The 16,907-nt window shown below is 74.3% G+C and carries 16 protein-coding genes; 4 read left to right on the top strand and 12 right to left on the bottom strand.

All coding sequences use genetic code 11. From position 1 onward, the window contains the following. Positions 1–146: 146 nt before the first annotated feature. The 10 genes from KME75_RS31645 to KME75_RS31600 all read right to left on the bottom strand — a co-directional run bounded on the left by KME75_RS31645 (position 147) and on the right by KME75_RS31600 (position 9,409). Positions 147–875: a ZIP family metal transporter gene (locus KME75_RS31645; RefSeq protein WP_219418605.1), complete on the bottom strand. Its 729-nt coding sequence runs from the start codon at positions 873–875 to the stop codon at positions 147–149. Positions 876–926: 51 nt separating this feature from the next. After that, positions 927–1,658, bottom strand: a complete 732-nt coding sequence (locus KME75_RS31640) for an HpcH/HpaI aldolase family protein (protein WP_219418604.1) — start codon at positions 1,656–1,658, stop codon at positions 927–929. A 25-nt stretch (positions 1,659–1,683) separates the two neighbouring features. Further along, positions 1,684–3,234 (bottom strand): phytoene desaturase family protein, encoded by a 1,551-nt coding sequence (locus KME75_RS31635; protein ID WP_219418603.1) that lies wholly within the window; start codon positions 3,232–3,234, stop codon positions 1,684–1,686. Between the two features lie 7 nt (positions 3,235–3,241). Continuing rightward, positions 3,242–3,526 carry a DUF2795 domain-containing protein gene (locus tag KME75_RS31630; RefSeq protein ID WP_219418602.1) on the bottom strand — a complete coding sequence of 95 codons (285 nt, stop codon included), beginning with the start codon at positions 3,524–3,526 and terminating at the stop codon, positions 3,242–3,244. Between the two features lie 59 nt (positions 3,527–3,585). After that, positions 3,586–4,326 carry an ABC transporter substrate-binding protein gene (locus tag KME75_RS31625; protein WP_219418601.1) on the bottom strand — a complete coding sequence of 247 codons (741 nt, stop codon included), beginning with the start codon at positions 4,324–4,326 and terminating at the stop codon, positions 3,586–3,588. A gap of 91 nt (positions 4,327–4,417) precedes the next feature. Next, entirely contained in the window at positions 4,418–5,755 is a 1,338-nt protein-coding gene (locus tag KME75_RS31620; protein WP_219418600.1) for an ABC transporter substrate-binding protein, read from the bottom strand. Next, positions 5,752–6,801, bottom strand: a complete 1,050-nt coding sequence (locus tag KME75_RS31615) for a branched-chain amino acid ABC transporter permease (RefSeq protein WP_219418607.1) — start codon at positions 6,799–6,801, stop codon at positions 5,752–5,754. Before KME75_RS31615 ends, KME75_RS31620 begins: the two co-directional genes overlap by 4 nt. 68 nt (positions 6,802–6,869) lie before the next feature. Further along, the gene (locus tag KME75_RS31610) at positions 6,870–7,748 is read right to left on the bottom strand and encodes a branched-chain amino acid ABC transporter permease (RefSeq protein WP_219418599.1); all 879 of its coding nucleotides are present in this window, start codon (positions 7,746–7,748) and stop codon (positions 6,870–6,872) included. Between the two features lie 10 nt (positions 7,749–7,758). Beyond that, positions 7,759–8,478 (bottom strand): ABC transporter ATP-binding protein, encoded by a 720-nt coding sequence (locus KME75_RS31605; RefSeq protein WP_219418598.1) that lies wholly within the window; start codon positions 8,476–8,478, stop codon positions 7,759–7,761. Between the two features lie 94 nt (positions 8,479–8,572). Next, positions 8,573–9,409: an ABC transporter ATP-binding protein gene (locus tag KME75_RS31600; RefSeq protein WP_219418597.1), complete on the bottom strand. Its 837-nt coding sequence runs from the start codon at positions 9,407–9,409 to the stop codon at positions 8,573–8,575. Positions 9,410–9,540: 131 nt separating this feature from the next. On the opposite strand from KME75_RS31600, the gene KME75_RS31595 reads away from it, so the two are divergent. Next, entirely contained in the window at positions 9,541–10,770 is a 1,230-nt protein-coding gene (locus tag KME75_RS31595; protein ID WP_219418596.1) for a PucR family transcriptional regulator, read from the top strand. Positions 10,771–11,704: 934 nt separating this feature from the next. Here KME75_RS31595 and KME75_RS31590 read toward each other — a convergent pair. Together KME75_RS31590 and KME75_RS31585 are read right to left on the bottom strand one after the other, a co-directional pair. Beyond that, a complete protein-coding gene (locus KME75_RS31590; protein ID WP_219418595.1) occupies positions 11,705–12,649 on the bottom strand; it encodes an aldo/keto reductase in 945 nt (314 codons plus the stop codon). Further along, positions 12,646–13,404, bottom strand: coding sequence for an IclR family transcriptional regulator (locus KME75_RS31585; protein WP_219418594.1), 759 nt, complete (start codon positions 13,402–13,404; stop codon positions 12,646–12,648). The genes KME75_RS31590 and KME75_RS31585 overlap by 4 nt, the downstream gene beginning before the upstream one ends. 89 nt (positions 13,405–13,493) lie before the next feature. Here KME75_RS31585 and dhaK point away from each other — a divergent pair, with 89 nt between their 5' ends. From dhaK to dhaM, 3 genes are all read left to right on the top strand, one after another. Next, positions 13,494–14,495 carry a dihydroxyacetone kinase subunit DhaK gene (gene dhaK / locus KME75_RS31580; RefSeq protein WP_219418593.1) on the top strand — a complete coding sequence of 334 codons (1,002 nt, stop codon included), beginning with the start codon at positions 13,494–13,496 and terminating at the stop codon, positions 14,493–14,495. Further along, positions 14,492–15,142, top strand: a complete 651-nt coding sequence (dhaL, locus tag KME75_RS31575) for a dihydroxyacetone kinase subunit DhaL (RefSeq protein ID WP_246633222.1) — start codon at positions 14,492–14,494, stop codon at positions 15,140–15,142. Before dhaK ends, dhaL begins: the two co-directional genes overlap by 4 nt. Before the next feature lie 100 nt (positions 15,143–15,242). Then, positions 15,243–16,907 (top strand): dihydroxyacetone kinase phosphoryl donor subunit DhaM (dhaM, locus tag KME75_RS31570; protein ID WP_308283268.1); only part of this gene is annotated, 1,665 nt, incomplete at its 3' end.

Below are 16,907 nucleotides of genomic sequence, written 5' to 3'. Positions count from 1 at the left end.
CCACCGCGCGGTCGCCACCCGCTACGACAAGCGCGACTACATGTTCCGCGGAACCATCGACGTCGCCTCGATCAGGATCTGGCTCCGCGACCCCGTCCCATGATCCAAGGGACACGCTCTAGCCCCCTGGTGCGCCCGGGCCCGGCCTACCCGGCCTGGTGGAGCAGGAACGCGGTGATGAACCCGGCGCACGTCACCAGGCCCGTGCTGTCGCCGACGTGCTCGAACCCCTCGGGCATCATCGTGTCGGCGAGCATCGTCAGCACCGCGCCCGCGGCGAAGGCCTGCACCGCGGCGACGGCCACGGGGGAGGCGCCGCCGAGCAGGCCGTAGCCCGCCGCCGCGGCCACCGCGGAGATCAGCGCGACGCCGGACCACAGCCCGAGGATCCACCGCGGCGAGTGCCCGGCCTTGCGCAGCCCGACGGCGGCCGAGAGCGACTCCGGCACGTTCGACAGGAACACCGCCGCCACCATCGCGACGCCGACGCCGCCCCCGCCGAGCAGCGAGACGCCGATGGCCGCCGACTCGGGGATGCCGTCGAGCATCGCGCCGAGCACGATCGCACTGGCGGCCCCGCCGGCCTGCTGGCCCCCGGACCGCTTGCGGTGCCGCGCCCCACGGTGGTCGAGGATCGTGTCGCCGACGAAGAACGCGAGCGCGCCGCCGGCGAGCCCCAGCAGCACGGGCACCGCGCCGCCGCTCTCGAAGCCCTCCTCCACCAGCTCGAACGCCACCGCGCTGATGAGCACGCCCGCGCCGAACGCCATGACGATGCCCACCACCCGTGGCGGCGTGCGCAGGACGAGTCCGATGACCGCCCCGACGATCAGGGCGAAGCCCCCGACGAAACCCCAGAACGCCGCTTCCAGCACACCCTCCGCGTTCCCGCACCGGAGCGGATCAACCGGCGCGGGCGCGGGCCGTCAGGGGATCGCCCGCGCGTTCTGCAGGTGTGCGGCGGCGGCGGCGCGGAGCATCGCCCCCTCCGATGGCCCGGCGAAGAACGTGAAGCCGAGCTCCCGGAACCGTCGCACGTGCGCCGAGGACGCGCAGTAGACGCCGACCGGCAGGTCCCGCTCCCGGCACTGCTCCGCGACGCCGCGCAGGACCTCCTCGTACTCCGGATCGCCGTCCTGCGCCTCCAGCGGGCGGCCGGTGGTGAGCGCCAGGTCCGACGGCCCGACGAACACCGCGTCGAGGTCGCCCACGGCGGTGATCTCGGGCAGCGCGGCCAGCCCGGCGAGGGTCTCGACCATCACCACGCACAGCGGCTCGGTCCGCCGCCGGTGCCAGGCCACCCGACTCGGCCCGTAGCTGCGGCAGCCGCGCGGCGGGTAGTGGCAGGCGGCCGCGGCGAGCGCGGCCTGCTCGGCCGTGTCGACGAGCGGCACGACCACGCCTGCGGCGCCGCGGTCGAGTGCCCGGCCGATCGCACTCGGCTCGTTGTGGGTGACGCGCACCAGGGCGGGTGTGCCGGTGACGTCGAGGGCCTGCAGGATCGGCACCAGCGCGTCGTCGCCGATCAGGCCGTGCTGCTGGTCGACCACCACGAAACCGAAACCGACCGAGCCGACCAGCTCGGCCGCGGCGGATCCGGGGAGCTGGAGCCAGCCGCCGACGACGTCATCGGCCAGGTGCAGGGCAGGAGAGTCCACGCCCCGCACTCTGCCGCATCCGCGGTCACCGGTCCGCCATCGCCCGCAGGAGCGCCCGCGCCGCCGCGCGCCCCGGCACCCCCGCGATCCCGCCGACCGGCGCCGTTCCTGCCCCGGACACGACGAGCCCTCGCACCGGGGTGGTGTGCCGGGCCAGCGATCGGGTGGGCCGCAGCGGGCCGAGCTGGTCGAGGGTCACGTCGAGGTGCATGGGGTGGGCACCGGGCCAGCGCAGCTCGTGGGCCATCACCTGCGGCGTGCGCACGCTGCGGGCGACGACCGACGCGGCGAACCCCGGCGCCCTGGCCTCGACGGTGGCGACCATCCGGTCCGCGAACCCCTCGGCCGCGCGCTCCCACCCACCGCGCAGGCGGAACGGGGCGGTGGGGCACGCCAGGTACACGGTGTGCCGTCCCGGCGGGGCGAGCGAGGCGTCGAGCGCGCTCGGGGTGAAGGCGTAGGTCGGCACCGGATCGTCGGGCAGGTGCCCGGCCTCGGCAGCGGCGAAGCCGGCGCGCAGCGCATCCAGGCCGTCCACGTAGGACTGCAACCCGCTGTGGTCGCCCGGCAGGGCACCGGGATAGGACGGCAGGGCGGTGGTGGCGAGGTGCACCACCATCTGCACGGCGTTGCCGCGGTGCGCGCCGCGCAGCCGCTCGGCCTCGGCGCCGTCCAGGGGAGGGTCGAGCAGGTCGAGCAGCGCGGTCCGGGCATCGATCGCGGTGAGCACCGCGTCGGCGCTCAGGTGCTCGCCGGACTCGAGCACCACGCCCGTCACGCGGCCCGACCGCCTGATGATCCGGGTGACCGTGGCCCCGGTGCGGCACGCCCCGCCCGCCGCCGCCAGGCACCGGGCCAGGGCGTCGACCAGCCCTTGGGCGCCGCCGACGGCGTGCCACTGGCCGACCTGGTGGTAGAACGCCTGCCACAGCGCGAACAGCGCCCCGCCCGGCGCATCGGGCGCCGCGGAGGCGTGGGCGGCGAACGCCGACACCGGGGCGCGCACCAGGTCGCTGCCGAGCCGCTCGGCGAGCACCCGCCCGTACGGCGCGAGCAGCAGCCGGGCCAGCCCGAGCGGCCCACCGTTGCGGACGAGCGCAGCCACGCCGCCCGCCAGGGTCGGCGGCAACCGCCGCAGCCGCCGCGACCGCGACGCCCCGGCCTCGAGCCCCGATCGCATCGCGGTGACGACGGGCATCGCGTCCCGCATCCACTCCCGGTACCGCCGCGCCTCGGCCGGGTCGACCTCGGCGATCGAGTCGCACGTCGCATCGACGCTGCGGTGGAACCGGACGATCGGGCCGCCGCGGAACACCGCCACCGAGAACGGGTCCATCTCCCGGTAGCGGAGCCCGAACTCGCCCAGCCGCAGCTCCTCGGCCACGTCGGTGGCATTGATGATGTTGTGGGCGGCCGAGTGCAGGTCGAAGCGGTACCCGGGCACCAGCTCGTCGGTGCGGGAGCCGCCGCCCAGCGCGGGCGCCTGCTCCAGCACCAGCACGTCCGCGCCGGCCAGCGCGAGGTGGCACGCCGCCACCAGCCCGTTGTGCCCGCCGCCGACGACGAGGACGCGCACGGCGTCCTCAGGTGTCCTTGCTGCCCTCGGCCAGGCCGGGCCGCGTGTGCTCGCGACGCCGGTCGGCCTTCTTCGCGGCCGTGACCTCCGACGCCTCGTCCGCCAGCGGCACCGCGGCCAGCACCTCGTCCATGTTCCCGTAGTCCACCGGTGGGACCGCCCGCAGCGCGCGCAGGGTGTCCTCGTCGGCACCGCGGGTGCCGGCGGCCTCGGTGAGCTGGTACTTCGACGCGGGGAAGTCGACGTCCACGAGTACCGCTCGCAGCGCCTCACGGGTGGTGGCGGCCGACATGGGCTCCTCCTCGGATCGGGTTCCTCGTGTCGGCTACCCCACGCCGGCCGCCGTACCCGTCACAGGACGTTCTGCGCCCCCTCCAGGTATCCGGCCAGCTCGTTCATGTAGTCCGCCTGCGCGAGGTGGTCCATGCTCGTGAAGATCCACGGGTAGACCTGCCCCGCCTGGCCCGCCGGGGTGGCGGCGAACGTCGGCTGGACGAGCAGCTCCTCGGCGGTCATGTCGTCGATCTGGGAGTCCAGGACGAGGTCGGCGGGCACCGAACCGACGTTCTCCCAGCTCACGGCCTGCCAGTAGTACTCGCTGCCGCCCGGGTCGACGAACTGCACGCCGAGGTCGGCGTACGCGGTGAGCGCCGGGTCGTCGGGGGCCTTCGCGACGTAGAGGCCATCGGCGGGGTAGGCGGCCACGACCAGGACCTCGAGCCCCGACGCCGCCGCGGCCCGCAGGCGGTCGGCGGCCGCGGTGTAGCCGGTGCGGGCCTCGTCGATCACGGCGGGATCGGCCCCGAGCGCCAGCGCGAGCTCCACCGTCCGGTCGATCACCTGCACCGCGGAGCCGTCCATCGCGATGGCGACGATCGGCGCGATCTGCGCGGCCGCCTCCTGCTGGGCGAGGTCGGCGAAGCCGTAGAGCGGCTTGGCGGGGTCGAGCGTGCCCGCCGAGTCCACCGGGTAGGCGTGCGTGACGATCAGGTCCGGCTGCGCGGCGGCGAGCGCCTCGAGGTCGATCTGCCCGTAGGAGGCGCCGAGCTCGGTGACTCCGCTCAGGTCGCGGCCCGCGAACCGCTCGTCCACGGGTTCGGGAGATTGCAGCAAAGCCACTTTCACGCCATGGGGTTGCGTGAAAGTGGCTTTGCTGCAACTGGGCCGCGCGTGCGGTGCCGGCTCAGCTCACCGCGGGCTCGACGTCCGGGATGCCGTCGGCAGGCGGCTCGGTGGGCTCGACCGTCGCCTCGGTGATCGCGGTGTCGCCGTTGTCGGTCACGAGCACCGGCGTCAGCGCCTCGGTCGTGCCCCCGGTGATGCGGGTGACCTGGACGCCCGAGATGCCGGCGTGGCTGTTCGGCCCGTACCGGAACGGCGCCACCCACGCGCCCCGGAACTCGGCGCCGGCCTGCTCGATGGCGTCGACGATGCCCTGCCGCGTCGGGTTCGGGCCGGCGGCCTGCAGCGCCTGCACGAACGTGTAGGCCTGCGCCATCCCGTAGACGCGGAAGTTGGTGAGCTCGCCCTCGCCACCGTGCTCGTCCCAGACGCGCTGGAACAGCTGGGTCCACGGGTCGTCGGGCTGGTCCACACCCGGCAGGTACTCGGTGGTGATCACGCCCTCGAGGAGCCCGGCGTCGGTCACCGCGCCCTCGGAGAACCGCGACAGCAGCGAGCCCACGAGCGCCGGGTCGGAGCCGACGTTGGAGTAGATCCACTGCGGCTGGTAGTTCAGCCGCAGCGACACCAGCTGCGACAGCGCCGTGTAGGACGGCACGTTGAAGCCGATCACCAGGTCGGCCCCGGCGGCCTGCAGCGCGGCGATCTGCGGGGCCACGTCGGTGTTGCCCGGGGTGTACCGCTCGGCCGCCACGATCTGCTCGTCGAGGAACTGCCGGGCGCCCTTCTCGCCGTCACGGCCGAAGTCGTCGTCCTGCAGGAACAGGCCGACCTTCGCGTCGGGGAAGTTCTGGGCCACGTACTGGCCGATGATCTTCCCCTCGATCTCGTAGTCGGGCTGCCAGCCGAACGTCCAGGGGTACTCCTCGGGCTGGTTCCACAGCAGCGAGCCGGAGGAGACGAACAGGTCGGGCACGCCCTGGCTGTTGAGGAACTCGAGCACCGCCGAGTGCGTGGGTGTGCCGAGGCCGGACAGGATCGCGAACACCTGGTCCTGCAGCACCAGCTCGTTGGCCACCTGGCTGGTCTGCGTCGGGTTGTAGGCGTCGTCCTTGTAGACGTACTCGATCTGCCGGCCGTTGATCCCGCCGGCCGCGTTGACGAAGTCGAAGTAGGCCTGCGTCCCCGTGGGGATCTCGCTGTAGCCCGGCGCCGCGACGCCGGTGAGCGGGAAGTGGGCGCCGACCTTCACCGACGTCTCGGTGATGCCGACGTCGGAGGCGCCGCCCTCACCGGATGCCGCTCCCTCGTCCGGACGCCCGCCCGCGCCGCACGCGGTGAGGACCAGCGCGGTCGCGACGGCCGCCGCGAGCGCGGCGGTTCTCCTTCTACTGATCATCCTGTCCTCCTCGTCGAGGAACCCCGGCGGGCCCAGATCTTCTTCAGCACGCCCACGGCCCCCGACGGCGCGAGCAACATCACGAGCACGAGCACGACCCCGTAGACGAACGGTGCGAGCTGGGCGGCCTGCGTGCCGTCCAACCCCAGGTTCGCGCCCAGGTTGGTGACGAACGGCGGCAGGAACACCAGCAGCGCGCTGCCCAGCAGCGCCCCGGTGAGACTGCCGAGCCCGCCGAGGACGACCGCGGTGAGCAGCCCGAGCGACAGCACGATGGTGAACCCGCTCGGCGCGGCCAGTCGCACCACGACGCCGAGCACCGCCCCGGCCAGCCCGGCGCAGGCGGCGCTCACGACGAACGCGAGCACGCGCATCCGGCCCAGGCCGATGCCGGCGAGCTCGGCGGCGACCTCGTCATCGCGTACCGCGCGCCACACCCGGCCGGTGCGCCCTGTCATCAGGTTGGCCAGCAGCAGCAGGGCCAGCAGCAGCGTGATCCAGCCGACGTAGGCGAGGTACTTCGTCGGGCTCGTCTCGTTGGCCGACAGGAAGTAGATCGCGTCGCCGAACCAGTCGGGCGCCTCTGGGGAGTTGACCCGCAGCCCCTGCTCGCCGCCGAAGATCTCGTCGAAGTAGATCGCCAGGCCGGGCACCGCGACGGCCAGCGCGAGCGTGGCGCCCGCCAGGTAGGGCCCGTGCAGCCGGGCCGCCGCCGCGCCGACGACCGCGCCGACCAGTGCGGTGACCGCGGCCGCGATCAGCATGACGACCGGCAGCGGCAGGCCGTCGTCGGTGAACAGCAGGCCCGTCGTGTACGCCCCGACGGCCATGAGTGCGCCGTGCCCGAGCGAGATCTGCCCGTTGATGCCGGTGAGCAGGGTCAGTCCCACCGCGGCGATGGCGTAGTAGGACATCGTGGCGAACTGGAAGTTGCGGAACTCCCCCGACAGCTCCAGCACCAGGACCAGGGCCACCAGCCCGAGCAGGACGCCGAGCGCGTGCCTGCCGAACGTGGAGCGCGGGCGCCACCGCAGGGCGCGCGCCATGCGCCCGGGCGGCCGCGCCGGGGCGGGGGAGTCGGCGGCCGGGGCGGCCCGGTCGGTCCGCTGCGACATCACACCCTCCTCGCGGCGGTGGAGGCGAACAGGCCCTGCGGCCGCACCAGCAGCACGGCCACGAGGATGGCGAGCGCGGCGAGTGCCACCAGCTCGCTGCCCAGGTAGCCGCTGACGTAGGACAGCAGCAGCCCGATCGTCAGCCCGCCGACGACGGCACCACCGGGCGAGTCGAGCCCGCCGAGCACCGCGGCCACGAACCCGTAGACGATCACCGCGTCCATGTAGGCGGGGAACACCAGGCTGCCGCCCGCGATGAGCAGGCCCGACAGGGAGCCGACCACCGCGGCCAGCGCCCACCCGAGCGTCAGCATCTGCCCGACGCGCACACCGAGCAGCCGCGAGACCTCCTGGCTGAACGCCGCGGCCCGCATCTTCAGGCCGAGGTCGGTGAACCGGAACAGCGCCACCAGCCCGAGCATCACCACGACGACGGCGACGATGACGAAGATGCTGTTGGGCGTGAACGCGATGTTGACCCCGCCGACGGTGAACCCGCGCAGGTCGAACGGCGCGGGGAAGGACCGGAACGTGGAGCCGAACAGGATCGCGGCCAGCGCCTGGAAGGCGACGAACAGGCCGAGGGTGACGATCACGGCGTTGAGCTCGGGGCCGCCCTCCACCGGCCGGATGATCACCCGCTCGACGACGGCGCCGAGCACCAGCCCGCCGACCAGCGCGACGACGAAGCCGAGCCAGTAGGACTGCCCGCCCTCGATCACCGTCAGCGCGAGGTAGGTGGTGAACATGGCCATGGCGCCCTGGGCGAAGTTCACGATCCGGGTGGACCGCCAGATCAGCACCAGCGCCAGCGCGAAGGCCGCGTAGATGGCCCCTTGGCTCAGGCCGGCCAGGGTGACGTTGAGGAACTGTTGCACCACTATCCCTTCAGAAACCCAGGTAGGCGTGGCGGAGGCCGTCGTCGGCCGCGAGGGTGGCCGCGGCGTCGCTGGCAACGACCCGGCCGAGGTTGAGCACGATCCCGACGTCGGCGATCGACAGTGCGCTGCGCGCGTTCTGCTCCACGAGCAGCACGGTGACGCCCTCCGCGTCGACCAGGTCGCGGAGCAGGCCGAAGATCTGCGCGACGATCCGCGGCGCGAGGCCCAGCGACGGCTCGTCGAGCAGCAGCACCGACGGCCCGGACAGCAGCGCGCGGCCGATCACCAGCATCTGCCGCTCACCGCCAGAGAGCACGTGCGCGTCCCGGCGCTTGCGTTCCGCCAGCGGCGGGAACATCTCGTAGACCTGCGCGAGGCCGCGCTCGGTCCGTTTCCGCGACGCCCCGAGCATTGCGCCGAGCCGCAGGTTCTCCTCCACGGTCAGCTCGGTGATCACCCCGCGGCCCTCCGGGACGTGGGCGATCCCGGCCTGCGCGATCGCCTCCGCGGGCGCCCGCGTGATGTCGGCGCCGTCGAGGACCACCCGCCCGGACACCGGCCGGACGAGCCCCGACACCGTGCGCAGCAGCGTCGACTTGCCGGCCCCGTTCGCCCCGAGCACCGCGGTGATCTTGCCCTGCTCCGCGGTGATGTCGACGGCGTCGAGGGCCGTGACCGGCCCGTAGGTGGTGGTGAGGCCCTGGACCTCGAGAGTTCCGGTACTCATCGCCCCTCCTGGACCGGCGCGCCGAATGACAGGAAAGCCACGTTCCTGTCACTGGGCGTCAGGAACGTGGCTTTCCTGGCGGTTGGCGTGAGCATCAGTGGGTCGCCTCCTCGCCCAGGTAGGCGTCGATGACGGCGGGGTCGTCACGCACCTCGTCGGGGGAGCCCGCGGCCACGACCTTGCCGAAGTCGAGCACCGTGATCCGGTCGCAGACGCTCATCACCAGGTCCATGTGGTGCTCCACGAGCACCACCGACATCCGCGCGGTCAACCGGCGGATCAGCTCGCCGAGCTCGTCCATCTCGTCGGCGCCGAGACCGCTCGCCGGTTCGTCGAGCAGCAGCAGGTCGGGTTCGGAGGCCAGTGCGCGGGCGAGCGCGACGCGCTTCTGGACGGGGTAGGGGAGGCTGCCGGGCAGCCGGTCGGCGTAGGCGTCGGCGCCGAGCTCGGTGAGCGCGGCCATCGCGCGGTCCCGCAGCGCCTGCTCGTCGCGGTCGGCGCCGCGCACCGCGAGCAGCGTGGAGAGGAACCCGGCGCGCCGGTGCTTGTCGGCGCCGATCATCACGTTCTCGACCACGCTCAGCCCGCGGAAGAGCCCCACACCCTGCAGGGTGCGGGCGATGCCCATACCGGCGAGGCGGTGCGGGCGCAGGTCCTGCACGGGCTTCCCGTTCCGGTGGACGCTGCCGGAGTCGGGCTTGATGAAGCCGCAGCAGACGTTGAACAGGGTGGTCTTGCCCGCGCCGTTCGGGCCGATCACCCCGTGCACCTGGCCGGGGGCGACGGACAGGGACACGTCGTCCAGCGCGACGAGTCCGCCGAACCGGACTCCGATGCCGGCGACGGCGAAGACGGCGTTCTGCTGGTCCTGCGGCGTGGTCGGCGCTGACACGAGGTGCGGCTCCCGGAGGTCGAGCGGCGGGCCCGTCATTGGGGTGAGCACACTTTGGGCGCCGCGCCCAGCAGGCACCATGGGCGCGGCGCCCAATATCGCCGAACGAGAACTGGGCAGAGCGCCCCGAACCCTGGACGGAGCTGTGCGCGCTGCTGCACAGTGCCGTCATGTTGCCCACCGGGCGCCGCGACGCCGCGGCTCGGCCCCCGGCGCGTCCGGTCCCGGACACGTCGTCGGAGGCGCTGCGGGTGCTCGGCCGCGCCCTCCTCGACGAGGTCGACGTGCTGGCCGATCGGCTCACGGTGATGGTGCTGCAGCGCGAGTCGGTCTACGCCGAACGGGACATGATCGAGGAGCTGCGTGCGGCGTGCCGGACGAACCTGGAACGCGGGATCCAGGTGCTGGCCGAGCAGGTGCCGGCGGGTGTGGACCCCGAGGATACGTCCCGGCGCACCGGCAGCCTCCGGGCCCGCCAGGGCATCCCGCTCGAGGCGGTGCTGCGGGCCTACCGGCTGGGCGGGCGGGTGATGTGGGAGGCGCTGCTGGCCACGTCGCGCGGACGCTTCGGCGGCGGCTACGACGAGGCGCTCCTCGACGCCGCCGGCTACGTGTGGCGCGTCAACGACAGCAGCTCGTCGGCGCTCGTGGAGGCCTACCGGCTCGAGGAGCTGCGGCTGCAGAGCCACGACCTCAGCCGCCGCCACGCCGTGCTCGACGGGCTGATCGAGGGCCGCGGCAGCGACCCGGCGTTCCTCCGCGACGCCGCAACGGTGCTCGGGCTGCCCGACAGCGGCGCACTGCTCTGCGTCGTGGCGCCGGTGGTGCCGTCGGGGGAGGACCCGCTGCGCGCCCCGCAGGAGGCCCTCGCCGGACACGGCGTGGCGTCGGCGTGGTTCCTGCGGCCGCGTGACGAGGTGGGGCTCGTCGCGCTGGGGACGCGCCCGGAGCAGGTGGTGCTCGACGCGCTTCGCGGGTGCGCTTACGGCCGGGTCGGCGTCTCCCCGGTGCTGGACGGGCTGGCGGCCGTCGACGCCGGTTATCGGATGGCGCACACCGCGGCCCGCACGCTCACCGGACCCGGCCTGGCGGTACTGGACGAGCGACTCCCCGAGGCGCTGCTGGTGGACAGCCCCGAACTGCTCCCGCGGGTGGTGCAGTCGGCGCTCGGCGGGCTGCTCGAGCTCCCCCCGGCCGACCGCGACACCCTCCTGGAGACCCTCGAGGAGCTGCTGGCCTGCGGCGGCTCCCCGACCCACGCGGCCGCGGCGCTGTTCTGCCACCGCAACACGGTGATCTACCGGATGCGACGGATCGAGGCTGCCACCGGCCGCTCCATCGCCGACCCGCGCGACCGGCTGCTGCTCACGCTGGGGGTGATGGCGGCGCGGACGCGGTGAGCGCCCAGTGGGGCGGGGCGGCCGCGATCGGCGCGGTGATCGCTGCGAGAGTGCGCTGGTTGTGGTCGGGAGTGCGCTGGTGTCGCGCTCGCGGTGATCTTCGTCGGGGTGATCGCCGTGAGGTTGCCGTTTCGGCGGTCCGGAGTGCGGTTGTGGCGATCTCGCGGCGATATTGGGTGGCGGGAGCGGGTCGGGTGCGCGGGTTCGGGGTCGACGACCGGTGATCGCTGTGAGAGTACGCTCGTTGTGGTCGGGAGTGCGCTGGCGTCGCGCTCGCGGTGATCTTCGCCGTGGTGATCGTCGTGAGGTTGCCGTTTCCGTGGTCCGGAGTGCGGTCGTGGCGATCTCGCGGCGATCTTGGGTGCGGCGGGCCGTCATCCGGCGATCACGGGCGGAGGGGTGCTCGGGGAGGTCGGTTCGGGACCGTCGGCCCCCTGATCGCTGACGGTCGCGCTGGCTGGCGGTGAGGGCGGGCCGCGCGGGCGGTGACCGCTGTGAGAGTGCGCTGATTGAGGTCGGGAGTGCGCTGGTGCCCCGCTCGCGGTGATCTTTGTGATGATGATCGTCGTGAGGTTGCCGCTTCGGGGCCCGGGAGTGCGATCGCGGTGATCTCGCGACGATCTTGAGTGTGGTGGGCCCTGTCCAGTGATCACGGGCGGAAGGTCGTCCGCGCAACGGATCGGGACCCTCGGCCCGTGGTCGCTGCAGGTCGGGCGGTTCGGCCGTGGGCCTATGTGGGCGGTGATCGCCGTCAGAGCGCGCTGGTTGCGGTCCGGACCGCGCTGGTGTCGCGCTCGCGGTGATCTTCGTGGTGGTGATCGTTGTGAGGGTGGGGTTTCCGGGGTGGCGAGTGCGTTCGCGGCGACTCGCGACGATCTTGGGTGACGTGAGCGCCGGCCCGACGCCGAGAGGTGGGGTTTGCGGAACGGTCGCGTCAGCTCCAGGCGCGTGCGGAGCGGGCCGCCCAGTACGCCGCGGGTTCCTCGGCGAGCGTCTCGAGTTCGGCGAGCACGTCCGGGGACAGCTCGACGTCGGCCGCCGCCGCGTTGCTCGCCACCTGCGCCGGGTCGACCGCGCCGGACAGCACGCACCACGCCCACGGCTGGGCGAGCGCCGCGGCGATGGCGAGCCGGTCCAGCGGGACCCCCAGCTCGTGGGCCAGCGCCACCGCCCGGGGCGGGGCGTCGTGGTCGCCCGGGGTGAGACGTCCGTTGGCCACCGCCTCCTTGACGATCACGCGGGCGCCCGCCGCCGCGGCCTCGGCGAGGGCCGGGCCCACCGAGGGATCCAGCACGTTCCACGTGGACTGGATCGAGGTGAACAGCGGCACCCCGTCCACCTCCACGTCCAGCGCGCGGCGTACCGCGTCGGCCTGAGCGGGGCCGGAGGTCGAGACGCCCACCCGCACCCCGCGGTCGCGCAGTCCGGCGAGTGCGCGGTGCAGCGGGGCGTCGTCGAGCACGCCCGTGTCAAGGGTGGCCGAGTGCACGTGGTAGATCGCCGGCCGTGGCCCGAGCAGGGCGGCGGTCTCGGCCACCTGCTCGGTGAACGCGGCGAGGGAGTGGTCCTTGATCTCGTGCACCGGGGCGTCCAGCCGCCAGTCGCCGACGTACCGGTAGCCCCACTTCGAGCCGATCACCACGTCGTCCGCCTCGGGGTGCGCCGCGAGCCAGCCGGCCAGGAACTCCTCGGCCCGGCCGTAGGAGCGGGCGACGTCGACGTAGCGGATTCCCGCCGCGTGGGCGGCGTCGAGCACGGCCTCGGTGCGGGCGCGCAGGTCGGCGACGGCCCGCCGGTCGCCGAGGTCCGTGGCCCGGCCCGAGGTGATGTAGGCGGGACGCGCGACGGCGGCGAGCCCGATGCCGAGCCGGGCGGTCATGCGGTCGCCGAGCCGGGCAGGACATCGTGGGCGGGCGGCCACGCCGTGGCGCCCAGCTCACGGGACACCGCGCGGGCGGTGTCGCGCAGCGCGTCGAGGGCGCTGCCCGGCAGCGGCCAGCCGCTGGTCGGCGTGACGAGCCCGACCGCGCCGGCGACGCCGGTCGGGTCGGCGATCGGCGCGGCCAGCCCGCATTCGCCGAGCACCGCCTCCTCCACCTCGGTGGCGATCCCGGCGCGGCGCACCTGCTGCAGCTCCGCGTCGAAGCGGGCCGGGTCGGTGATCGTCTCGCCGGTCATGCTGCGCAGCGGGGGCACGGCGGCGGGTTCGTAGGCGAGCAGGGCCTTGCCCAGCGCGCACGCGTGTGCGGGGATCACGATCCCGACCTCCGGCATCTGCCGCGTCCCGTCCGGCCGGGGCTCGTGCGCGACGACCACCACGTCGTCGCGCAGCAGCACGCCGGTGCGCACCGCGCAGCCCGTGCGCCGGGCGAGCTCGCCCGCCCAGGTGGCCACGCGGGCCCGCAGCTCGAGGGTGTGCAGGTAGACGTTGCCCAGGCGCAGCGTGGCCGGGCCGAGCCGGTAGTGCCCGGTGTCGCGCTCCTGAACGACCATCCCGTGCGCGAGCAGCGTGCGGACGATGCCGTGCGCCGTGGACGGCGCCAGCTCCATCCGGCTCGCGATCTCGCCGAGGCTCATGCGCCGGCCCTGGAGGAGGCCGAGGATGCGCACCGCGCGGTCCACGGACTGGATCACGTGCCCTCCCCGCTTGTGTCGGCCGTCACGGAAGCGTAGCTTACCGCGCAGATCGTTCGACATCATCGAAAGCTGTTCGAGAGGTCGCCGTGAAGAAGCTGATCAACGACCCGGCCGACGTCGTGGCCGAAGCGCTGCGCGGCGTCGCCGCCGCTCATCCCGAGCTCCGCGTCGACCACGAGAACAAGATCGTCTACCGCGGCGACGCGCCCGTGCAGGGCAAGGTCGGGCTGCTCTCGGGCGGCGGGTCGGGTCACGAGCCGCTGCACAGCGGGTTCGTCGGCCCCGGGATGCTCGACGCGGCCTGCGCGGGAGAGGTCTTCACCTCGCCCGTGCCCGACCAGATGGTCGCGGCCACCCGCGGCGTCGACGGCGGCGCCGGCGTGCTGCACATCGTCAAGAACTACACCGGCGACGTCATGAACTTCGAGATGGCGGCCGAGATCGCCACCGCCGAGACCGGCGTCGAGATCGCCTCGGTCGTCACGAACGACGACGTCGCCGTGCAGGACAGCCTCTACACGGCCGGGCGCCGCGGCGTCGGCGTCACCGTGCTCGTCGAGAAGATCGCCGGGGCCGCCGCCGACGAGGGCCGCGACCTCGCCGCGGTGACCGACGTGGCCCGGCGGGTCAACGCCGCCGGCCGCAGCATGGGCATGGCGCTCACCTCCTGCACCGTGCCCGCGGCCGGGCGGCCCACGTTCGACCTGCCCGAGGACGAGATCGAGATCGGCATCGGGATCCACGGCGAGCCCGGCCGCCGCCGCGTCAAGGCGATGCCGGCCCGCGAGGTGGCCGAGCAGCTCGTCGAACCGATCCTGGCCGACCTGGACTTCGGGGGCGGCGACGGCGTGCTCGCGTTCGTGAACGGCATGGGCGGCACCCCGATGCTGGAGCTCTACCTGATGTACCACGAGGTGTCGACGATCCTCGCGAAGTCGGGTGTCACCGTCGTCCGATCGCTGGTCGGGCCCTACGTCACGAGCCTGGAGATGGCAGGTTGCTCGGTGACCCTGCTCAAGCTGGACGAGGAACTACTGCGGCTCTGGGACGCGCCCGTGCGCACCCCGGGCCTGTGCTGGGGGGCATGATGACCGAATCGCCGACCGACCCGCCAATCGACACCGCGGGTCTGGACCGCTGGCTGCGCGCCTTCGCCGCCGCGATCGCCGAGAACGAGGAGCTGCTCACGCGGCTCGACTCGGCCATCGGCGACGCCGACCACGGGGCCAACATGGCCCGCGGGATGAAGGCCGTCGTCGCGAAGCTTGACGAGAGCCCGCCGGCCGGTCCCGCGGCCCTGCTCAAGCAGGCCGGGATGACGCTGGTCAGCACCGTCGGCGGGGCGAGCGGCCCGCTCTACGGGACGTTCTTCCTCCGCATGGCGCAGGCCGTCGGCGACGCCACGGAGCTGGACGAGGCGGCGCTCGCCGAGGCGCTGCGCGCCGGGCTCGAGGGAATCGTCGCGCGCGGCAAGGCCGCGGCGGGCGACAAGACGATGTACGACGCGCTCGCGCCCGCCGTCGACGCGATGGACGCCGCGCTCGGCGGGGAGGAGATCGGCGGGGCGCTGCGGGCCGCCGCCGAGGCCGCCGCGCAGGGCCGCGACGCCACCACCGAGATGGAGGCCCGCAAGGGCCGGGCGAGCTACCTGGGTGAGCGCAGCGTCGGTCACCAGGACCCGGGAGCGACGTCCGCGGCGCTGCTGCTGTCGACGGCGGCGGACACGCTCCCATGACGCAGCCGTACCGGTGTGCCGGCAAGGTGGCGATACTGCCGTCCAGTGGCAGTAAAGCCACCTTGCTGCCATTGGTGCGACGGCGGCGGCGGGGGACGGCGTGACGGCTCCGGTCGGGCTCGTCGTCGTCTCGCACAGCCGGGTGCTGGCCGAGGCAGCCGTCGCGTTGGCTCGCGAGATGGCTCCCGGTGACCTGCCGATCGAGGTGGCCGCGGGCCTCGACGACGGCACGTTCGGCACCGACGCCGTCGCGATCGGCGCCGCGATCGGCGCGGCCGACGGCGGCGCCGGTGTCGTCGTGCTGATGGACCTCGGCAGCGCCGTGCTGTCCGCCGAGCTGGCGCTCGACCTGCTCGACGACCCGGACGCGCGCGACCGGGTGCTGCTCTGTCCCGCCCCGCTGGTGGAAGGGCTCGTCGTCGCCGCGGTCACCGCCGCGGGCGGGGCCGGCCGCGCCGAGGTGGCCGCCGAGGCCGCCGGCGCGCTGGGCGGGAAGCAGTCCCAGCTGGGTGAGGTCGCGCCGGGCGACGCCCCGGCCCCGGATGCGGCGGCCGAGCTGGTCGAGGGCTTCACCGTGGCCAACCCGCACGGCCTGCACGCCCGACCGGCCGCCCGGCTCGTCGGGCTCGTCCGCGGCCTGCCCGACGCCGAGGTACAGCTGCGCAACGCCACCACCGGCTCGCCCTGGGCACCCGCCACGAGCCTCGCCCGGCTCACCGGGCTGGCCGCGCTGGAGGGCCACCGCGTCGAGGTCACGGCGTCCGGTCCCGGGGCCCGTGTCGCACTCGACGCCGTCCTCGCCCTCGCGGCCCGCCGGTTCGACGAGGCCACCGACACCCCCGCGAGGCGCCCTATTTCGGTACCCGAGTCGCCCGGTTCCGCGGGGCATCCGCTGCCGGCCTCGCCCGGGATCGCCGTCGGCCCGAAGCGCTCCGCCGGGGCCGGCCCCGTCACCGTCCCCGACGTGCCCGCGGCCGATCCGGCGAGCGAACGCGCGGACCTCGACCGCGCCCTCGCAGCCGCTGCCGCCGAGATCCGCGCCGGGCGCGCCGCCGCCGCCCGCGAGCTGGGCCCGGCCGAGGCGGAGATCTTCGACGCGCACCTGCTGCTGCTCGACGACCCCGACCTGCTGGCCGACGCGCGCACCGGCATCGATGCCGGCGCCGTCGCGGCGCGGGCGTGGGCCGACGCCGCCGAGCGGGCCGCCGCCGCGCTCGACGCGCTGCCCGACCCCTATCTCGCCGCCCGCGCCGCCGACGTTCGCGCCGTGGCCGATCAGGTGCTGCGCGCGCTCGTCGGCGCCCCGGCCGCCCTGGCGGACCCGGGCGGCCCACCCGGCGTGCTCGTGGCCCCGGACCTGACCCCGGCGCAGGCCGCGGCGCTCGACCCGGACCGCGTGGCGGGCGTCGTCCTCGCCGCGGGCAGCCCGACGGCGCACAGCGCGATCCTGCTGCGCGCACGCAGTGTGCCGGCGGTGCTCGGGGCGGGCCGGGCCGTCCTCGACGTCGGCGACGGCACCCCGATCGCCCTCGACGGCACGACCGGCGAGCTCGCCGTCGACCCGGACCCGGCCACGCTCGCCGCGTTCCGCGAGCGCGCGGCCGCCCGGGCCATACGCGATCGGGAGGCGCGGTCGCGCGCCGCCGCCCCGGCCGTGACGCGCGACGGAGTCGACGTGCTGGTGGGCGCCAACGTCGGCTCCCCCGCCGACGCGACGGCGGCCGCCGCGGGGGGCGCCGACCTCGTCGGGCTCCTGCGCACCGAG

Origin of the sequence: Pseudonocardia nigra (genome assembly GCF_019396355.1) — a bacterium.
Lineage (GTDB): Bacteria > Actinomycetota > Actinomycetes > Mycobacteriales > Pseudonocardiaceae > Pseudonocardia > Pseudonocardia nigra.
Note: the sequence above shows the minus strand (reverse complement) of the source record. Positions and strands in the feature narration are given on the sequence as shown.